This window comes from Mycobacterium sp. 1245111.1, from assembly GCF_001673405.1.
Taxonomy (GTDB): domain Bacteria; phylum Actinomycetota; class Actinomycetes; order Mycobacteriales; family Mycobacteriaceae; genus Mycobacterium.
Map to the genome: position 1 here is coordinate 13,163 of NZ_LZLV01000130.1, position 16,944 is coordinate 30,106.

At 66.2% G+C, this 16,944-nt stretch carries 12 protein-coding genes and 1 pseudogene; 7 read left to right on the forward strand and 6 right to left on the reverse strand.

The window, feature by feature from the left end:
* Positions 1-41: 41 nt before the first annotated feature.
* Positions 42-1,352 (forward strand): hypothetical protein, encoded by a 1,311-nt coding sequence (locus A5658_RS20490; protein WP_082993321.1) that lies wholly within the window; start codon positions 42-44, stop codon positions 1,350-1,352.
* Positions 1,353-1,371: 19 nt separating this feature from the next.
* On the opposite strand, the gene A5658_RS20495 is transcribed toward A5658_RS20490, so the two are convergent.
* The gene (locus A5658_RS20495) at positions 1,372-4,008 is read right to left on the reverse strand and encodes a GH92 family glycosyl hydrolase (RefSeq protein ID WP_067339484.1); all 2,637 of its coding nucleotides are present in this window, start codon (positions 4,006-4,008) and stop codon (positions 1,372-1,374) included.
* A 100-nt stretch (positions 4,009-4,108) separates the two neighbouring features.
* Here A5658_RS20495 and A5658_RS20500 point away from each other — a divergent pair, with 100 nt between their 5' ends.
* Complete coding sequence (locus tag A5658_RS20500; RefSeq protein WP_067339485.1) at positions 4,109-5,566, forward strand: DUF1254 domain-containing protein; 1,458 nt, start codon at positions 4,109-4,111, stop codon at positions 5,564-5,566.
* Positions 5,567-5,577: 11 nt separating this feature from the next.
* Here the strand turns inward: A5658_RS20500 and A5658_RS20505 are convergent, their stop codons facing one another.
* On the reverse strand, positions 5,578-6,519 hold the full coding sequence (locus A5658_RS20505) for a class I SAM-dependent methyltransferase (RefSeq protein ID WP_067339486.1): 942 nt from the start codon (positions 6,517-6,519) through the stop codon (positions 5,578-5,580).
* Positions 6,520-6,746: 227 nt separating this feature from the next.
* Here A5658_RS20505 and A5658_RS20510 point away from each other — a divergent pair, with 227 nt between their 5' ends.
* Positions 6,747-9,122 (forward strand): flippase-like domain-containing protein, encoded by a 2,376-nt coding sequence (locus tag A5658_RS20510; protein ID WP_067339488.1) that lies wholly within the window; start codon positions 6,747-6,749, stop codon positions 9,120-9,122.
* Here A5658_RS20510 and A5658_RS20515 read toward each other — a convergent pair.
* A complete protein-coding gene (locus A5658_RS20515; protein ID WP_231997395.1) occupies positions 9,119-9,547 on the reverse strand; it encodes a CAP domain-containing protein in 429 nt (142 codons plus the stop codon). The two genes, A5658_RS20510 and A5658_RS20515, sit on opposite strands and share 4 nt — an antisense overlap.
* 305 nt (positions 9,548-9,852) lie before the next feature.
* Between A5658_RS20515 and A5658_RS20520 the strand changes: the two genes are divergently transcribed.
* From A5658_RS20520 to A5658_RS20530, 3 genes are read left to right on the forward strand one after another with little or no spacing between them, the layout of a single operon-like run.
* Positions 9,853-11,190, forward strand: coding sequence for a DEAD/DEAH box helicase (locus A5658_RS20520; protein ID WP_067339491.1), 1,338 nt, complete (start codon positions 9,853-9,855; stop codon positions 11,188-11,190).
* A gap of 49 nt (positions 11,191-11,239) precedes the next feature.
* On the forward strand, positions 11,240-11,746 hold the full coding sequence (locus A5658_RS20525) for a hypothetical protein (RefSeq protein ID WP_067339493.1): 507 nt from the start codon (positions 11,240-11,242) through the stop codon (positions 11,744-11,746).
* Entirely contained in the window at positions 11,739-12,362 is a 624-nt protein-coding gene (locus A5658_RS20530) for an RES domain-containing protein (protein WP_156751575.1), read from the forward strand. The genes A5658_RS20525 and A5658_RS20530 overlap by 8 nt, the downstream gene beginning before the upstream one ends.
* A 5-nt stretch (positions 12,363-12,367) precedes the next feature.
* Here A5658_RS20530 and A5658_RS20535 read toward each other — a convergent pair whose 3' ends face one another.
* The 3 genes from A5658_RS20535 to galT all read right to left on the reverse strand — a co-directional run bounded on the left by A5658_RS20535 (position 12,368) and on the right by galT (position 15,844).
* Positions 12,368-13,534: an FAD-binding domain gene (locus A5658_RS20535; protein ID WP_067339494.1), complete on the reverse strand. Its 1,167-nt coding sequence runs from the start codon at positions 13,532-13,534 to the stop codon at positions 12,368-12,370.
* A gap of 193 nt (positions 13,535-13,727) precedes the next feature.
* The gene (locus A5658_RS20540) at positions 13,728-14,786 is read right to left on the reverse strand and encodes a galactokinase (RefSeq protein ID WP_067339495.1); all 1,059 of its coding nucleotides are present in this window, start codon (positions 14,784-14,786) and stop codon (positions 13,728-13,730) included.
* Complete coding sequence (galT, locus tag A5658_RS20545) at positions 14,783-15,844, reverse strand: galactose-1-phosphate uridylyltransferase (RefSeq protein ID WP_067339496.1); 1,062 nt, start codon at positions 15,842-15,844, stop codon at positions 14,783-14,785. Before galT ends, A5658_RS20540 begins: the two co-directional genes overlap by 4 nt.
* Positions 15,845-16,000: 156 nt before the next feature.
* Between galT and A5658_RS20550 the strand changes: the two are divergent.
* Positions 16,001-16,944, forward strand: a pseudogene (locus A5658_RS20550) (hypothetical protein); the annotation flags it as partial.

Consider the following 16,944-nt stretch of genomic DNA (forward strand, 5'->3'; position numbering starts at 1 on the left):
GTCTGCTTAGACTCGGCGGGAGCTCAAATCTGGAGGTTCTTGTGAGCGACAGTTCGGGCCCATTCGACCCCGGTGCAGCTGATGACCCTGGTGCGCGGCTGCCCGCACCCGCTGACATCCAGCCAGGTGAAGTCGTCGTCGCGTTACAGCCGGAAGGGCTCCTTGTCGGAGGCGATCCCGATGCGATCGAGCCCTACCTTGGCCGAATTCGCGAGATCGCCGGCCAGACGGTCCGAGTCGCCGGGATCAACAAGACCTCGCTCGCAAACGCGACGGGCCTTCTCACAGGCGCGACTTCGCTATTCGGCCAGGCAGGTAAATTCGTGCAGCTGCACCCGGATAGCTATCAGGCCATTAAGCAAGGCAATCTCATCCCGGGAACCGACGGTTTCTACCGGATGATGACCCGGGGCGCTGATAACAAATTTCTCCACCAGCTGCAATGGAGACCCACCGCAGTCAACCCGGCGCAACTGATGTCAGCTCAGATGGTCGCGGTCCAGTTGGCGCTCAAGACCGCGATAGCTGAGGTCGAGGAGGCGGTCCGGAGGGTCGAGGGCAAAGTCGACCAAGTCCTTAAACTCGCGCAGGCCCACCGCACCGGCGATGTACTTGGCAATTACACGACGATCTCCCGCCTGGTCACATACCTAGAGAGCCACGGTGCGGTACCTGACGCGCTTTGGGACTCAGTCGCCACGTTGGGGCCAGTTTTGAACAGCACCGTGGAACAGCTTCGGAACCACGTCGACCGCACACTAAATTCCCTCGACCCCGATGAACCCGTCCAAGATCGCGCACGCGCCCTCGGTGAAGCCGTCACTGCCGGGCTTCTCACCGAAACATTGAATCTTCTTGTCGTCAGTGAAGAGTCGCTTTTTAGGTGGCAGCGAGTTCTACTGGCCCGTGTCGAAGCCACTCAGCCTGAACATCTATCAAAAATTCTTAACGATTCTCAGCAATTGCTCGCCCAACAACTCGCCGCTGATGGTGAGCTTTACCGCCGAGCAAGGACAGCGATTGCAGACTTCGGAACGCCGAAAGCCATCGATGGTTTTCGCTTCTTCTCAGTGCGGGACCTTACAAAGCACCGCGACAAGTTGCACCAGGACCTTGACGACTTCGCACGGGCCCGGCACCACCAGGTTCAGAGTTGGGAAGCCTTGGCACCGCCCAGTATTAGCGACGCCGCTGACGCGACCGTCGAGATTGCCAGGAAGTCGGCAACTCAGGCTCTCACAGCTGCGGGTGAAGGCCTCCTGAAGCTAAGCGACATGCTCAACGAGCAGCGCGCGAAGAAGGAACCGTTGCGTACCGATCAGCCAAAGTCCAGGCCGGATTCCGTGGAATAGCACCCTGCCGCTAGGTCGCTCAACTCCCCACCTCACCCTCGCCAACGGCAACAAGCAGCATGAACGTCCGCTCCCCCTGGCCGGCTTTGGTCGTCAGCTCCACCGGGTAGTACCCGTCCGGCACCGACTCCGCGACCTTGACCGTCGCGGTCGACGTGCCGAACCCGTCGTCGCCGAACTTCCCCGACACCGACTCCACGGAAATGCCTTCGATGGACGACTTTCCAGAGATCTCGTAGTCGCTTGGGCCGTCGAGCATCCGCTGCACACAGACCGTCACGTCGGTCTCCATTCCGGCGTCCATCGCGACCACCGACGGCGAGACGTTCATCGTCACCGCCAGACTGCCCGTACCAAACGACGGCGGCGCCGAATCCGCAGCAGTCCCCCAGGACTTGTTGGGCTTCGACGCCAACGAGAAGGCCAACTCCCCGCCATCCGCGAGCATCGACTCCGGCAGATACGTCTTGTCGGTCGGTTTGCCGTCGATGTGCAATCCGTTGATGTTCTGCAGGCGGTGCTGCCCGGACGCACCGGGTGCGGAGATCCGAATGAATTTGTTGGCAGGCAAGGCGATTTCGATCTTGTCGAACAGCGGCGTGTTGACCGTCAAGACCGACGTCCCCGGGATGCTGGGATACAGACCCATCGACGCCCACACGAACCACGCCGACATCGCGCCCAGGTCGTCGTTGCCCGGCTCGCCGTCGGGCGTGGGACTGAACAGCGTGCTGCGTATCCGGTCGACCAATTCCTGTGTCTTCCAGGGCTGTCCGAGATAGTTGTACAGCCACGGCACCGAGAAATTCGGCTCGTTGCCGGCCCACATGTACGGATCCACCGGGCCGACATTCAGCTTCGAGGTGAACTTGTCGAGCCGGTCAACCACCGCTTCCCGCCCACCCAACGCGGTCACCAAGCCGGCGATGTTCTGCGGCACGTACCAGACGTACTGCTCGGCGTTACCTTCGTCGAATCCGGCCTGGCTGAAGCAGTCCTTGCCGGGCGGCTTGACCGCCGGGCCCGCGGGGAAGAAGCCGAGCGCGTTGCGCGGTTGGATCGAGTGCGTCGTGGGATTGAACAGGTTCTGCCAGTACTGCGCGCGATGCTGAAACTCGTCTGCAGTATTGGAATCGCCTAAGGCCGCGGCGAATTGGGAGATCGAGAAGTCGTCGACCGACCACTCCAGCGAGATCGATGCCGCCGGAAACGAGCCGCGGCATGCCAACGACGGCAACGGCAGATATCCACGCTTGAGATACGTACCGACCGCGGGCCGCTCGACGTAGCCGTCGCGCCCGACCCCTCCTTCGGTCGCCGCATCGAGCATGAAATGCAACGCCCGCTCGGTGTCAAAGTCCTTGGCGCCGAACGCATAGAAGTTCACGATCAGCGGCACCACGCTGTCGCCGGTCATCTCCGCGGTCGCCGTGTTGGCCAGCGCCCACCGCGGGAACGACCCGCTCTGCTCGGCGTCGTTCACCAGCGACTGCGCCATGTCGCTGGCCTCGCGCGGGAACACCATTGCCTGCAGTGCCGCCACCCCGCGGTAGGTGTCCCAGTCGGAGTAGTTGGCGTACTGCGTATGCCCGGGCGGCACAGTGTGAATACCGCGGTCGAAACCGATGTAGCGCCCGTCGATGTCGTTGAATGTGTTGGGGTTCAACAACGAGTGATAGAGCGCGGAGTAGAAGGTGACGATGTCGTCTTCGGTGTAGCCGGCGATCCTGATCCGCGACAGCGCCTCATTCCATTGGCGCGATGCGGCCGCACGGATGTCTTCGAAACTGGCCGCCGCCTCGTCGAGGTTCTTCTGCGCCCCGTCAACGTCGACGTAGGACAACGCCGTTCGCACCTCGACGTCCGAAGCATCGAACTCGACGTACCCGCCGCTCGAACCCTGGTAACTCGAATACGCGCTGCGGCCATTGGGAAACACCGTGAAACCGTCCCAGGTGCCAAATGTCTTGAACGGCCTGCTGAACCTCATCGCGAAGTACACCGTGTAGACGTTGTTCTTGCCGCAGAACCCGCCACTGGTGGCCGACCCGGTGATCGTGGTGTTGTCGTCGCTGATCTTGATGTTCGCGGCCGAGGTGCCGCCCAACGACCCGCCGGGCCGGATGAAGAATCGCGCCGTGCGATCGCCCGGATAGTGGAACCGGCCCACGCCGGTGCGGTTGGTCGAAGTGAGCTCCGCCGTCACGCCCGCCGAGGGCAGCCGCACCGTGTAGTAGCCGGGCACGCCGCGCTCGTGTTTGTCATGGGCGATCTCCTCGGAGGCGTCCCACGGCTCGTCGCCGACCGAGCTCGTCGTCGGCAGCATCGAGATGTCACCGAACGCCGGGCAGCCGACCGAGGCGTGGGTCATGCTGAACCCGGTCGTGCGCCCGTTGGAGTGGCTGTAACCCGCGTAGTTGCCGACGGTGTCCGGCGAATACTGCACCATCCCGAACGGCACCGACGGGCCGGGGAAGTTGTTGATCTCGCCGACGGTCTTGCCGCCGTTGCCGGTGCCGATCAGGGTGTCGACGTGCTCGACGGGGTTGGCCACCAGCGGCGGCGGCTCGTACGACGTGGGCGTAGCGCTGACCAGCATCGCGCTGACCAGCAGAGCAGCCGCGATGAACGCCACGGCACCCCGGCGTGACCGCATAGCCGAATGATCCCCCTTCCCGGCCGCTTCGTGTGGGAGGCAGCCCGGTGCGCCCGACTGTAGCCGCGCGCCGCTCCGGTCGGCGTGAAAGTATGCCCGTATGCGATCAACCATCAAACGCGTCAGCGTGCTGCTGGCCACCTTGATGATGATCACGTCGTGCGGCGGCAACAATCAACCCGCCCCGCAACCGAAAACCACTGAGGCGCCGGGCTTGTCGCAGTCCGAAGCGACCGACATCGCGACCGAGGCCTACGCCTACGCCTATCCGCTCGTCACGATGGAATACACCCGCCGCAGCTTCACCAACGTCCCCGCCCCCGAGGACACCAAGGCCCCGATGGGACAGTTCGCCCGCCTGCGCACCTTCCCCAACGCGGCCAACCAATCCGCTGCCGCGCCCAATGCCGACACGCTGTACACCCAGGCTTGGTTCGACGTGTCCAAGGAGCCGTGGATCGTCACCGTCCCCGACATGGGCGACCGCTACTTCCTGCTGCCGATGCTGGACGCCTGGACCAACGTCTTCGCCTCGCCGGGCACCCGCAACGGCGGCGGCAAGCCGCGGACGTTCGCGATCACCGGCCCCAACTGGCACGGCAGCCTGCCGCCGGGCGTGCTGGAATACAAGTCGCCGACGGCGTTGGTGTGGCTGCTCGGCCGCATCTACTGTTCGGGCACCCCGGAGGATTACGACGCGGTGCACAAGCTGCAGGACGGGATCACCGCGACGCCGCTGTCGTCGTTCGGCAAGCCGTATCTGCCGCCGCTGGCGCCGCTCACCGCGTCGATCGACATGGTGACGCCGGCGCGTAAACAAGTGAATGCGCTTGGCGCGCCCGAGTATTTCAGGCTGTTCGCCCGGCTGCTCAAGACCAACCCGCCGGCTGAGGCCGACGCGCCGATGGTGGCCAAGCTGGCCCGGATCGGCATCGTTCCCGGCCAGGACTTCGACCCGTCGAAGCTGCCGGCCGCCGCCAACACCGGGATCGCGATGGCACCAAAACTGGGTCAGGACAACATCTCCGGCTGGCGCGAAGACGGCGTGGTGGCCGGCGACTTCGTCTCCAAGAACGGCTGGGCCTACACCATCAAGGCCGGCACCTACGGCACCAACTACCGGCAACGGGCATTCGTCACCGAGGTCGGCGTCGGCGCCAACCTGCCCGAAGACGCCGTCTACCCGACATCGGACGCCACTGACCGCAAGGAGAAATACAGTGGCGCAACGAAATACACCATGCACTTCGACAAGGGTCAGCTGCCACCGGCGCGCGGCTTCTGGTCGCTGACGATGTACAACGCCGACTACTTCTTTGTCGACAACCCGCTGAACCGCTACACGCTCAGCGCGCGCGACAAGCTGCTGCCCAACCCCGACGGCTCCACCGACATCTACATCCAGGCCGACTCCCCCGGCCCGGACAAGGAAGCCAACTGGCTGCCCGCGCCGAAAGACCGGTTCTCGCTGATGCTTCGGCTGTACTGGCCCAACGAGAAGAAGCCGTCGATTCTGGACGGGACGTGGCACATCCCGCCGGTCAAGCCCATGCCCTAGGGTGTGAGCCCCTAAACCCTTCGGGCGAAGACGAATTCGTTGCCGGGCACTAGGTCTTTGACCTTCGGGTCGGCGCCGCGGCCGAAGCCTTCCATCAGCTCAGCAGCCGGCGTCACCGTCACCTCGAAGCCGTGCCGGGCGAACCACTCGCCCACCGGCTCGCGCTCCTCGAAGTACCAGAGCTCGTCGGTCCGCGGCACCTCGCGGTCCGGCTGGACTTTGGCCAGCAGCCCGCGGAGCCGATCCATCCGCGCGCGCCGCTTGGCCCGTAGCTCCTCGTCGAGGAACGACGGCCCGAGCGCCTCCACCGCGACCCGGCTACCGGGTGCCGCAAGGTCGTTGATGCGTTCGAACAGCAATTCCTGCGCCGCGGCGGGCAGATACGGCATCAGTCCCTCGGCCGACCAGACGCTCGGCTGTGACGGGTCAAAACCGGCCTCCAGCAACGCCTTCGGCCAATCGTGTCGCAGGTCGACGGCGACCTCTACCCGGTTGACGGCCGGCTGAGCGCCGTGATTGGTCAGCGTCGAGAGCTTGAAGTCCAGCACCCGGTCCTGGTCGAGCTCGTAGACCGTCACGCCGGCCGGCCACGGCAGCCGCCACGACCGCGCGTCCAAGCCTGCCGCCAGAATCACCGCTTGTTTGATGCCGTCATTGGCCGCGGTGACGAAGAACGAGTCGAAGAACTTGGTCCGCGAGGCCATGTAGTTGACCATCCCCTGCCTCTGCAGCGGCAAATCGGGTTCGGCCTCGATGATCTCAGGAGGCAGGTCGCCGTTGGCGTGCCAGTTCCACACGCCCTCGCCGGCGGCGTCGAGGAAGACCCGCGCGAACGGATCTTCGATAAGCGGGTTCTCGCTCTCGGTTTCGGCTGCGCGGGCCGACGCCACGCCCAGCGCGGTCGCCCCGACACTTTCGGTGATTTCCCAGGTGTCGTTGTCAGTTCTCGCCATACCTCGAAAGTACGGGAGCCGGCTTGGCGCTAGCTGTGCGTGATATCGCATACGCGTCGATTTCGAAAAGAGGTCACGCTCCCAGAAGTTGGTGCCCACGTGACAGCTGTGACTCATGACGACGTCGAACCAGCCACGGAGCCCACGCAATCCGGGTATCGCCTGAGGTCACCGGTTATGTTGTGCGCGGACACGCTAGAACCCGCTGGCCGGAGGTTGCTTAGAGCATGCTCGTCGATGGTCGCGAAGTCAGGGTTTCCGGCAGCTTGCTGCAGCCCCTGACTCGTCGCACCAACGACATCCTGCGGGTCGCGCTGTCGGGGGCGTTGTTGGCGATCGTGATCACCAGTTCGCTGATCACCCGCACCCGCTGGGACGCGCTGGAAGTGTCCATCTCGCGCATCGTCGGGGTGCTGACGCCCACCCAGTCCGACGTGGTCTACATGGTGTACGGGCTCGCGGTGCTGGCGCTGCCGTTCATGATTCTGTTCGGCTTGATCATCGCCCGGCAGTGGCGGCTGCTGATCCCGTACGCCGCGGCCGCCTTGATCTCGATCCTCTCGTTGTCAATCAGCGGCACGGGCATCGCCGCGCCGCAGTGGCATTTCGACCTGAACGACCGATTGCGCACCGTGCTGTCGCAATTCCTCGACGACCCCCGCTGGATCGCCATGCTCGCCGCGGTGCTCACCGTGTCGGGCCCGTGGCTGCCGGCGCGCTGGCGACACTGGTGGTGGGCGCTGCTGCTGGCGTTCATCCCGATCCACCTCGTGGTCAGCGCCATCGTGCCGGCCCGCTCGCTGCTGGGGATCGCGGTCGGCTGGTTCGTCGGCGCGCTGGTGATCCTGGTCAGCGGGACTCCCGCGTTGGAGGTGCCGCTAGACGGTGCCGTGCGGCTGATGGCCAAACGCGGGTTCGCGGTCACCGGGCTCCGGGTGGTCCGCCCCGCCGGATCAGGGCCCTTGGTGCTCGCGGCCGTCACCGCCGAGGACGACGAGAACGCCGTGGTCGAAATGTACGGGCCGCATCAGCGCAGCGGCGGCGCGCTGCGGCAGGCGTGGCGGATCGTGCGGCTGCGCGACAGCGAGACCGCTCCCCTGCAGGCATCGATGCGCCGCACCGTGGAGCATCGCGCGCTGATGGCCATCGCGATCGGTGAGTTGGGTATCGCCAATACCGCGACGATCGCGGTCGGCGTTTTGGACCGCGGCTGGACGTTGTACGCGCACAAGCGGATTCGCGGCGAACCACTGAAACAGTGTTACAACTCGACCCCGGTCGCCGAAGTGTGGGAGTCGCTGCGCACGCTGCAGGACCATCAGATCGCGCACGGCGACCTGCGCGACAAGCAGATCACCGTGAGCAACGGCGCGGTGTTCTTCGGTGGGTTCGGCAGCGCGGAATACGGCGCCACCGACAACCAGCTGCAGGCCGACATCGCCCAGTTATTGGTGACGACCTCGGCGCTGTACGGAGCCGACGATGCCGTCGCCGCGGCCATCGAGGTGCTCGGCCGCGATGCCGTGCTCACCGCGTCGCGTCGGCTCACCAAAACGGCTGTGCCGAAACATATCCGGGACTCGGTCGTCGACGCCAACTCCGTCATCTCGCGGAGTCGTGCGGCGGTGATGCGTCAAACCGGCGAGGAGAAGATCCAGAAGGAGTCGGTCACCCGGTTCAGCCGCAGCCAGCTGATCCAGCTGATCCTGCTCGGCGCGCTGGTCTACGTCGCGTACCCGTTCATCAGCACGGTGCCGACGTTCTTCAACGCGCTGGGCAAGGCCAACTGGTGGTGGGCGCTGCTGGGCCTGGCGATTTCGGCGTCGACGTACGTGGGTGCCGCCGCCGCGCTGTGGGCCAGCGCCGACGAGTCGGTGAATTTCTGGCGGCTGTCGATTGCACAGGTGGCCAACACCTTTGCCGCGACCACTACCCCGGCCGGCGTCGGCGGGCTCGCGCTGAGCACCCGGATCCTGCAGAAGAGCGGGTTGAGCACGACGCGCGCCACCACCGCGGTCGCGCTGCAGCAATCGATGCAGGTGATCATGCACGTGGTGTTGCTGATCTTCTTCAGCACCGCCGCGGGCGCCGGCACCGACCTGTCGCACTTCGTTCCCAAGTCGACCATGCTGTATCTGATTGCCGGTGTCGCACTGGGCATTATCGGCGTCGCCCTGTTGGTCCCCAATCTGCGACGCTGGCTGTCGACGTCGGTGACCCCCAAGCTCAAGGAGATCGTCACCGACATCATCGAGGTCGCACGGGAACCCAAGCGGATGGCGCTGATCGTGTTGGGTTGCACGGGAACGACTCTCGGGGCGGCGCTGGCGCTGTGGACCAGCGTGGAGGCGTTCGGCGGCACCGCGTCGTTCGTTACCGTGACCGTAGTGACGATGGTCGGCGGCACTCTGGCCTCGGCCGCACCCACTCCCGGCGGCGTCGGCGCCGTCGAGGCCGCGCTGATCGGTGGGCTCGCCGCCTTCGGCGTTCCCGCGGCCGTGAGCGTGCCCTCGGTGCTGCTGTATCGGGTGCTGACCTGCTGGTTACCGGTTTTCGTCGGGTGGCCGGTGATGCAGTGGCTGACCCGCAACGACATGGTCTAGGACGCCGCGAAGTCACCGACGGCGATCAGCGTGTTGCCCGTCCAGGCGATTGCGAAGCCGACCGCGGTGAACGCACAGTCCAGGATGACCTCGCGATGTGGTGGACTTTGCATCCACAGGTCGAGCGCCGTAGCCGGATTCGCGTGGCTTCCGCTGCCCCAGAACAGGATCTCGCTGGTATCGCGCGGCTTGACGTAGCCCGCATCGAGAACCCGCGCCCACGGCGACGAACCGTCCGAACCGACGTGGCCGTGCTCGATACCGTTGGTCGCCAGGTCGTCAGCGTGCCGTTGCGCCGCTGCGGTCAAACGCGGATCGTCAGCGATCGGTCCGCAGGCCTGACGAAGCTCGCCGACACCGCTGTAGATTGCGTCCCTGAAATCGTCCGCGCGCGCAGCAAAGCTGGCCGCGGCCCCGACGGGCATGATGGACGCGGTACATACTGACAGGACAGCTGCGATCCTGAGCTTCATCGTCGTGCCCCCCACTACGCTCCCCGATAGTGCCGTAGCAAACAAATGCTAGCCACTTTTGACCCTCCGCGGGCCGAAATCGCGAACCTGCCCCTACCGGTGTCGTTGCTCACACGATGACAGGAATGCCCAGCTAGTCAGCTAGGCTTGGGCAACGTTGGCGTTTGAAGCAGCCAATACGTCGTGGACTGCTCCGACTCCATTCTCAAGCTTTCTCGCGGCGATCGATTTTGCCCACTGGCAATCTCGCCACCCTGATGCCTGAAAGGCACCACACCACTGTGCAATCTCTGACTTCGCATACTTTTGCTGAACTCGGCGTGCCCGAGCGACTGATCAGCAACCTGTCCGCGCGCGGCATCACCGCGCCGTTCCCGATCCAAGTCAACACCCTGCCTGACACCCTGGCCGGGCGCGACGTGCTCGGCCGCGGTAAGACCGGCAGCGGCAAGACGCTGGCCTTCTCAATCCCGTTGGTAGCCCGCCTCGCAACGGCCAAGCGGCGCCCCAAGCATCCGACCGGCTTGGTGCTGGCCCCCACCCGGGAGCTGGCCACCCAGATCACCGCGACGCTGGAGCCGTTAGCGGCCAGCTACGGCCTCAAAGTCACCACGATCTTCGGCGGGGTGTCGCAGACCCGTCAGGAATCCGCGCTCAACGCCGGCGTCGACATCGTCGTCGCCTGCCCGGGCCGGCTGGAAGACCTGATGCGCCAACGGCTGATCAGCCTCGACTCGGTCGACATCACCGTGCTCGACGAGGCCGACCACATGGCCGACCTCGGCTTCTTGCCCGGTGTCACCCGCATCCTCGCCGCCACCCCGCCTACCGGTCAGCGGCTGCTGTTCTCGGCGACCCTGGACAACGGCGTCGACAAGCTCGTGAAGCGCTTCCTGCGCAACCACGTCATGCACTCCGTCGACGAGGCCAACTCGCCGGTTCCGGAGATGACCCATCACGTCTTCCACGTCGAAAGCGTCGGCGCCAAAACCGAATTGGTGCACCGCCTGGCGTCGGGCACCGGACGGCGAATCCTGTTCATGCGCACCAAGCATCAGGCGCGCAAGCTGGCCCGCCAGCTGACCGAGGCCGGCGTGCCGTCGGTTGACTTGCACGGCAACCTTTCTCAACCGGCCCGCGACCGCAACCTGGCGGCCTTCTCGTCGGGGGCGGCCCGCGTGCTGGTGGCCACCGACATCGCCGCCCGTGGCGTGCACGTCGACGACGTGCAGCTGGTCGTGCACGTCGACCCGCCCGCCGAGCACAAGGCATACCTGCATCGCTCCGGTCGCACCGCCCGGGCCGGCAGCTCCGGCGACGTCGTCACCGTCGTGCTGCCCGAACAGCGCCGCGATACCTCGGTGCTGTTGAAGCGGGCCGGTATCGCCGCCCGCCCCCAGCAGGTGACCGCGGCATCGGAACCGGTCGTGCAACTGGTCGGCGAAATCGCGCCGTACCAGGCTCCGGCCCCCAGGCCGGCCACCGCGCCGCCCAACCGCGCCGCACCCAAACGCCGTCCCAACCGCGGCGGTGAGCGCGCCAAGGCGGCCGCCCGCAACGGCCAGCGCACCCGGAGGCCACGTCGCTCCGCCTAGAACTGTTTCGATTGTTTCAATTGGATGCCGCCGCTGGTAGCCTGGAGTCATGTCCACTACCGTCGCCCAGCGGGCTGCCGAGCGTGCCCGCACCGAGCCCGGCTTCGCTGAGGTATTGGAAGCCGTTCTTCAGGCACCGATTACGCCGGACGGAACGCTAGAGCGGGTCGCCGCGCAGAGCCTGAACGAGGAACGCCGTAGCGCGCTGGTGCGCGAGTTCGTCGAAGGCTCGTTAGCGACGCCGAAGGTGCAGCAGCGACTGGCCTTGCATTCACCGCAGGCCGTGCACCGGCTCCGCAGCCGGGGCAAGCTGCTGGGCTCGGCCGTCGGTAACCAAACTTATTTCCCGGCTTGGCAATTCGACGCCGACCGGGTCCGCACCGATCTACCGCGGATCCTCGAGCTGCTGTCGACGTTCACCGATGACCCGCTGGCCGCCGACCGGATCATGCGGCTGACCCATGACGAACTGGGCGGCACGTCGATCGCCGAGGCGCTGCGCCGCCCGAAGACCGCCGACGCCGCGTGGCGGATGCTCGCCAGCATCGGTGCCTGACCTTCCGCCGGGCTACCGGCAGCCGCTGCCCGACGCGCGCCCGGTGGGCCTGCGCCGCCGCCGGATCGACGCCGGCACCGAACTCTGGCGGGTCGAGGCGGCGCCACCCGAAGACTGGACGTGGGAAGGGTTTCCGAGCGCCCGGTATCGCTTCGACCCGGAGTCGGGCGCCTTCCGAACCCGTTACGCCGCAAGCGCTCTCGTCGGCGCATTCCGCGAGCGTTACCGGCCGACCGGGCTGATGATCCCCGCCGACCACGCCGAGCACCGGCTGGTCCGACTCGTCGCTGCCCGGCACCTGCGGGTCCTCGACCTGCGCACCGAGGCCAACCTCGACGTCCTCGGCATCGACGACCAGATCAACACCGGTCAGCACGACGACGTGTGGGCCACCTGCCACCGCCTCGCCGACGCCGTGAAGCGCTGGTGGCCCGCGCCCGATGCGCTGGATGCGCTGGTCTATCGACCGCGCACCACGCCCGAGACGTCGATCAACTACGCGTTTTTCGCGCTCGAGCCGTTTACGTTCGAGTCATGGCCGCTGGCCGAGCGCACCGACGTGCTCACCGAGCTGGTCCTGAGGCATGGATTCACTCTCGGCTGGGGACTACGGTGACGTGGTTAGATGCCGTACTCCGGCAGCGGAAAGTCATCGCGCGCAGCACCGGCGAACAGCGTGGCCAGTGGCCCGAAATCTGCCATCCGCATCGCCATGTTGCGGAACCACAAGCCGAACCGGGTCCGCGTGGTGAAGAACGAAATGTAGCGCTTCGCATTGGCTTGCTTGGTTTTGATCACGGGACGCATCAGCGACTGGTAGGCCTCGAAGGCGCGGCTGTAGTCGGCCCCCGCACGCGCGAGTTCGCCGGCCAGCACGTACGCCTCGGTGATCGCCAGGCCGGTGCCCTCCCCACCGAGCAACGAAATACACCCGGCGGCGTCCCCGATCAGCACGACGCGGTCGCGCGACCAATCGTCCATGCGAACCTGGCTGACAACATCGAAATACAAGTCGTCGACGTCGTCGAGGGCGGCCAGGAAATCCCGCGATTCCCAGCCGGCATCGCTGAACTCGTTGCGCAACTGATCTTTTGGTGACACCCCTGCGCTGTCGTGCGGGGCGCGGAAGATGAACAACAGCATGGTGCGGTCGCCGCGCAGCGCGAAACGGCCGAGCTGGCGACCGGGGCTGCCGTAGGTGAGGTAGACGAGATCGTCGCGAGGCCGGTATCCGCCGACCATGCACGCGGCGACCTTGCAACCGAGGTAGTGCTCAAAGTCCTCGTCGGGTCCAAAGACCAGGCGGCGCACGTTCGAATGCAATCCGTCCGCGCCGATCAGCAGGTCGAAATCGCGGGGCGCTCCATGCTCGAAGGTCAGCCGGACGCCCTCACTGTGCGCGTCCACGGTCGCGATGCTGTCGCCGAAGATCGTTTCCACCTTGTTGTCGATGGTGGCGTAGATCTCGGCGGCCAAGTCGCCGCGGGGCAGGCCGATCAAGTCGTCGCCGAACATGCGGCGGAAGGTCTCGATGTGCACCTCGGCCATGACCTGGCCGCGGGAGCCGACCGAGCGCAGCAACTCGACCTCGTACCCGGCGGCGCGGATCGAATCTTCGATGCCCATGCGTTGGGCCACTTGGTAGCCGACGCCCCAGAAGTCGATCATGTAGCCGCCGGTGCGGAACTGCGGTGCCTGCTCGATCAGGGTCGGGTCGTGGCCGGTGCGGTGCAACCAGTGGGCGAGCGCCGCCCCGGCCACGCCGGCGCCGCTGATCGCGATCCTCACCCTGCCCTTCTTACCAACAATGTGTTGCGCGTGCCGCCCTGCTACAACGCGCCCACACTTCGCGCGATTCGTTTAACTCCCGCACCATGAGCTGGCCAGCTGGCTTTGTGCCCACCTACAAGCGACAAACCGGTGGCCGGGTGCGATTGTCGCTGTGAGGTGGGCACATCGAACACCCCCGCCCCGCTGTTACTCATGTGGCGGATGCACCGTCTGCGGCATACGTCCGGGTGATAGTTGGCTGGTTACCAGCGGCGGCCTGAATTGCTTGGCTGACCGTCTCGACGCGATCCGCCGGGACCAACGCGATCACGCAGCCGCCGAAGCCGCCGCCGGTCATCCGGGCACCCAGGGCGCCCGCCTCCACCGCGGTGTCCGCGATCAAATCGATGTGCGGCGTGGTGATGGCGAAACCGTCACGCATCGACGCGTGTGAGGCAGTGAAGATCCGCCCGGCTTCGGCGTAGTCCGAATCACCCAACGCCGCAACGAAATCCAGCACCCGCTGATTCTCGGTCAGCACATGCCGCGCACGACGGGCGTCGACGGGATCGCTCACCTTGTCGAGCGCGGCGAGGTCCTGCACCTCGCGCAGTGACACCACTCCCATGTCTGCGGCCGCCCGCTCGCATGACAAACGTCGCGCCGCGTATTCGCCGCCGACGTGACCGTGCCGCTCCCGCGAGTCGACCAACAAGAGTTCGACGCCCGACGAGGACGGGTCGAAGCCCACGGACCGCACGCTCAGCTCGCGAAAGTCGATCAGCAACGCGGTGGCCGCGGCGCCGAACAACGAAGAAATCTGATCGAGCAAACCCGTTGGCGCGCCGACGTATTCGTTCTCCGCGCGCTGGGCCAGCCGCGCCTGGTCAAGACGGTCGATGTTCGGAGCCAACGCGCCCAACACCGCGCATTCCAGCGCCGCCGACGACGACAGGCCCGAGCCCATCTCGACCTCGCTGGTGATCGACATCGAACCGCCGGGCACGCGATGCCCGGCGGCGCGCAATGACCACACCACCCCGGCCACGTAGGCCGCCCACCCGGTTACCTCACCGGGCCTGGTGGTCAACGGAATTCGCACCGAGCCATCGGCTAGATCGCTGGAGACGGTCAGCGCGTCGGCGTCCGACGGCTCGAAAACGACGGTAGTGCGCTGCGGCAACGCGATGGGCAGCGACCAGCCGAGGTTGTAGTCGGTGTGTTCGCCGATCAGGTTGATCCGCCCCGGCGCGGAATACCGGATCGTCACGCGAGTTCCCGCAACCGCTGAGCGACGGCTTCGGGCACCACGTCCGTGATGAAGGCGTCCATCGCCGACTCGGACGCGGCAAGGTATTTCAGCGCGGTCGCGCTGCGCCTGATCGACATCAGCTCGACGTGGAAGTAGCCGTCGCGCAGCGCGTCGGTGTCGGCGTATTGGTGCAGCGCCGAAATGTACGGCAGCGGGCCGGAATACATCCGGTCGAAGCGCCGCAGCATGTCGACGTAGACCCGAGCGAAGTCGTCCAGCTCGGCCGGCGACAGGTCGACAAGGTTGTGCACGAACCGATTCGGGTAGATGTGCACCTCGACCGGCCACCGCGCCGCGAAAGGCACGAACGCGGTGAACAGCTCGGTGCGCGCGACGATCCGGCTGCCGTCGGCGATCTCGGCTGCCAGCAGGTCGGCGAATAGGTTGCCGCCCTTGTGCGCAGCGGCTTGCGACATCATGGCGGCGGTGCGCGGAGTCAGATACGAGTAGCCGTAGATCTGGCCGTGCGGGTGCGACAGCGTCACGCCGATCTCTTCGCCGCGGTTCTCGAAGCAGAACACCTGCTCCACGCCTGGCAACGCCAGCAGCGCGCCGGTCCGGTCCCGCCACGCGTCGACAACCAATCGGGCGTGCGCTAACGGCAGCTCGGCGAACGACCCGGTGTGGTCGCTGGAAAAGCAGATCACCTCGCAGCGTCCGGCGCCGGGCAGCGGCGTGAAGCCGTCGGGAACCGATGCGGGCGAACCCGCACCGGACAACGACGGGAACCGGTTCTCGAAAACGACGACGTCGTAGTCGGGCGCCGGCACCTCGCTGGTCAGCCCGGTCGGACCCGGACACAGCGGACACTGGTCGGGGGGCGGCTTGTAGGTGCGATCCTGGCGGCGCGCGGCGATGACCACCCACTGCCCGGTGGTCTGGTCGAACCGCAGCTGCGACTGGCCGGGCTCGAACGGCGGCAACGGACGACGGTCGGCGACCGGGGCCGGCGTGCGGCCCGGAAGTGAGAAGAACAACAGCTCGCGGCCGTCGGCCAGCATCACGTGCGTGCTCATCGGGTTCCATCTTGGCCGCTGTGCCAGAGTCGGTAGCAACAGACACGCAGTTCGCGGGAGAGAGGCTGGCCAACGGTGTTCGGTGACGCAACCGCGCTGTACGAGCGGGCGCGTAACTGGACGATCGGATCGGACCCGGGACTGCTCCGCTTGCGGATGGCTACCCGCACCACCGCCGCGCTGGCGACCGCGCTGCTGGTCCTGTACCTGCTGACCAAGGCCACCGGGCAGCCGATGACGGTGGCGCTGCTGGGCGCGCTGGTCACGATGGTGTCGGCACGGTCGGTCAACGAACCCGATCCGCACCGCCAACGCGTCACGATGGCGCTACTGCCGCTGCCCACCGCGGCGTCCATCACCGCGGCCGCGCTGGTGACCCCGCACCCGGTGGCGGGCGACGTCCTGTTCGTCGTGGTGGTGTTCGTCGCGGCGTACCTGCGGCGGTTCGGCCCGCGTGGAACCGCCCTGGGCATGGTCACGTTCATGTCGTACTTCTTCTCGCTGTATCTGCACGCGAAGTTCGCCGAGTTGCCATGGTTGATCGGCGCCACGGTGATCGGCACGTTGTGCAGCTTCCTCTGGGCGATGCTGCTGATGCCCGACCGACCGAAAAGCGTTCTGCGCGAAAATATTCGATCATTGCGGGCGCGGATGGCGATCGTCATCGACACCACGGCCGATCTGGTGCGCAACAGCCGGGTCGACGAGCGGTCGCAACGCCGGCTGCGCATCCGGGCCGTCAAGCTCAACGAGACCGCGTTGTTGGTCCAGCAGGCGCTGCGCCCGCTCCGCCGTCTGCCTCAGGCCGTGGCTGAGTGGTATCCGGATCGCGCGCGACAGCATGGTCACGATGTCGGCGAGTTCGGCGCGGGTGGCGGCGGGCATGTCGGCTTGGGCGGCCTGAGCGCCGGCCCTCGCGAGGCGCTCGACGGTGAGCTCGGCGTCGAACAGCCACATGGCGAGGTCCTCACCGCTGACGCCCGGCCACAGCGCGCCGGGGTTCACCCGGTCTTCGATCTGGGACTGGACCAACAACGCGGTCTCGTTGAGCTTGACGGCCCGGATGCGCAGCCGGCGTTGCGACCGCTCGTCGACCCGGC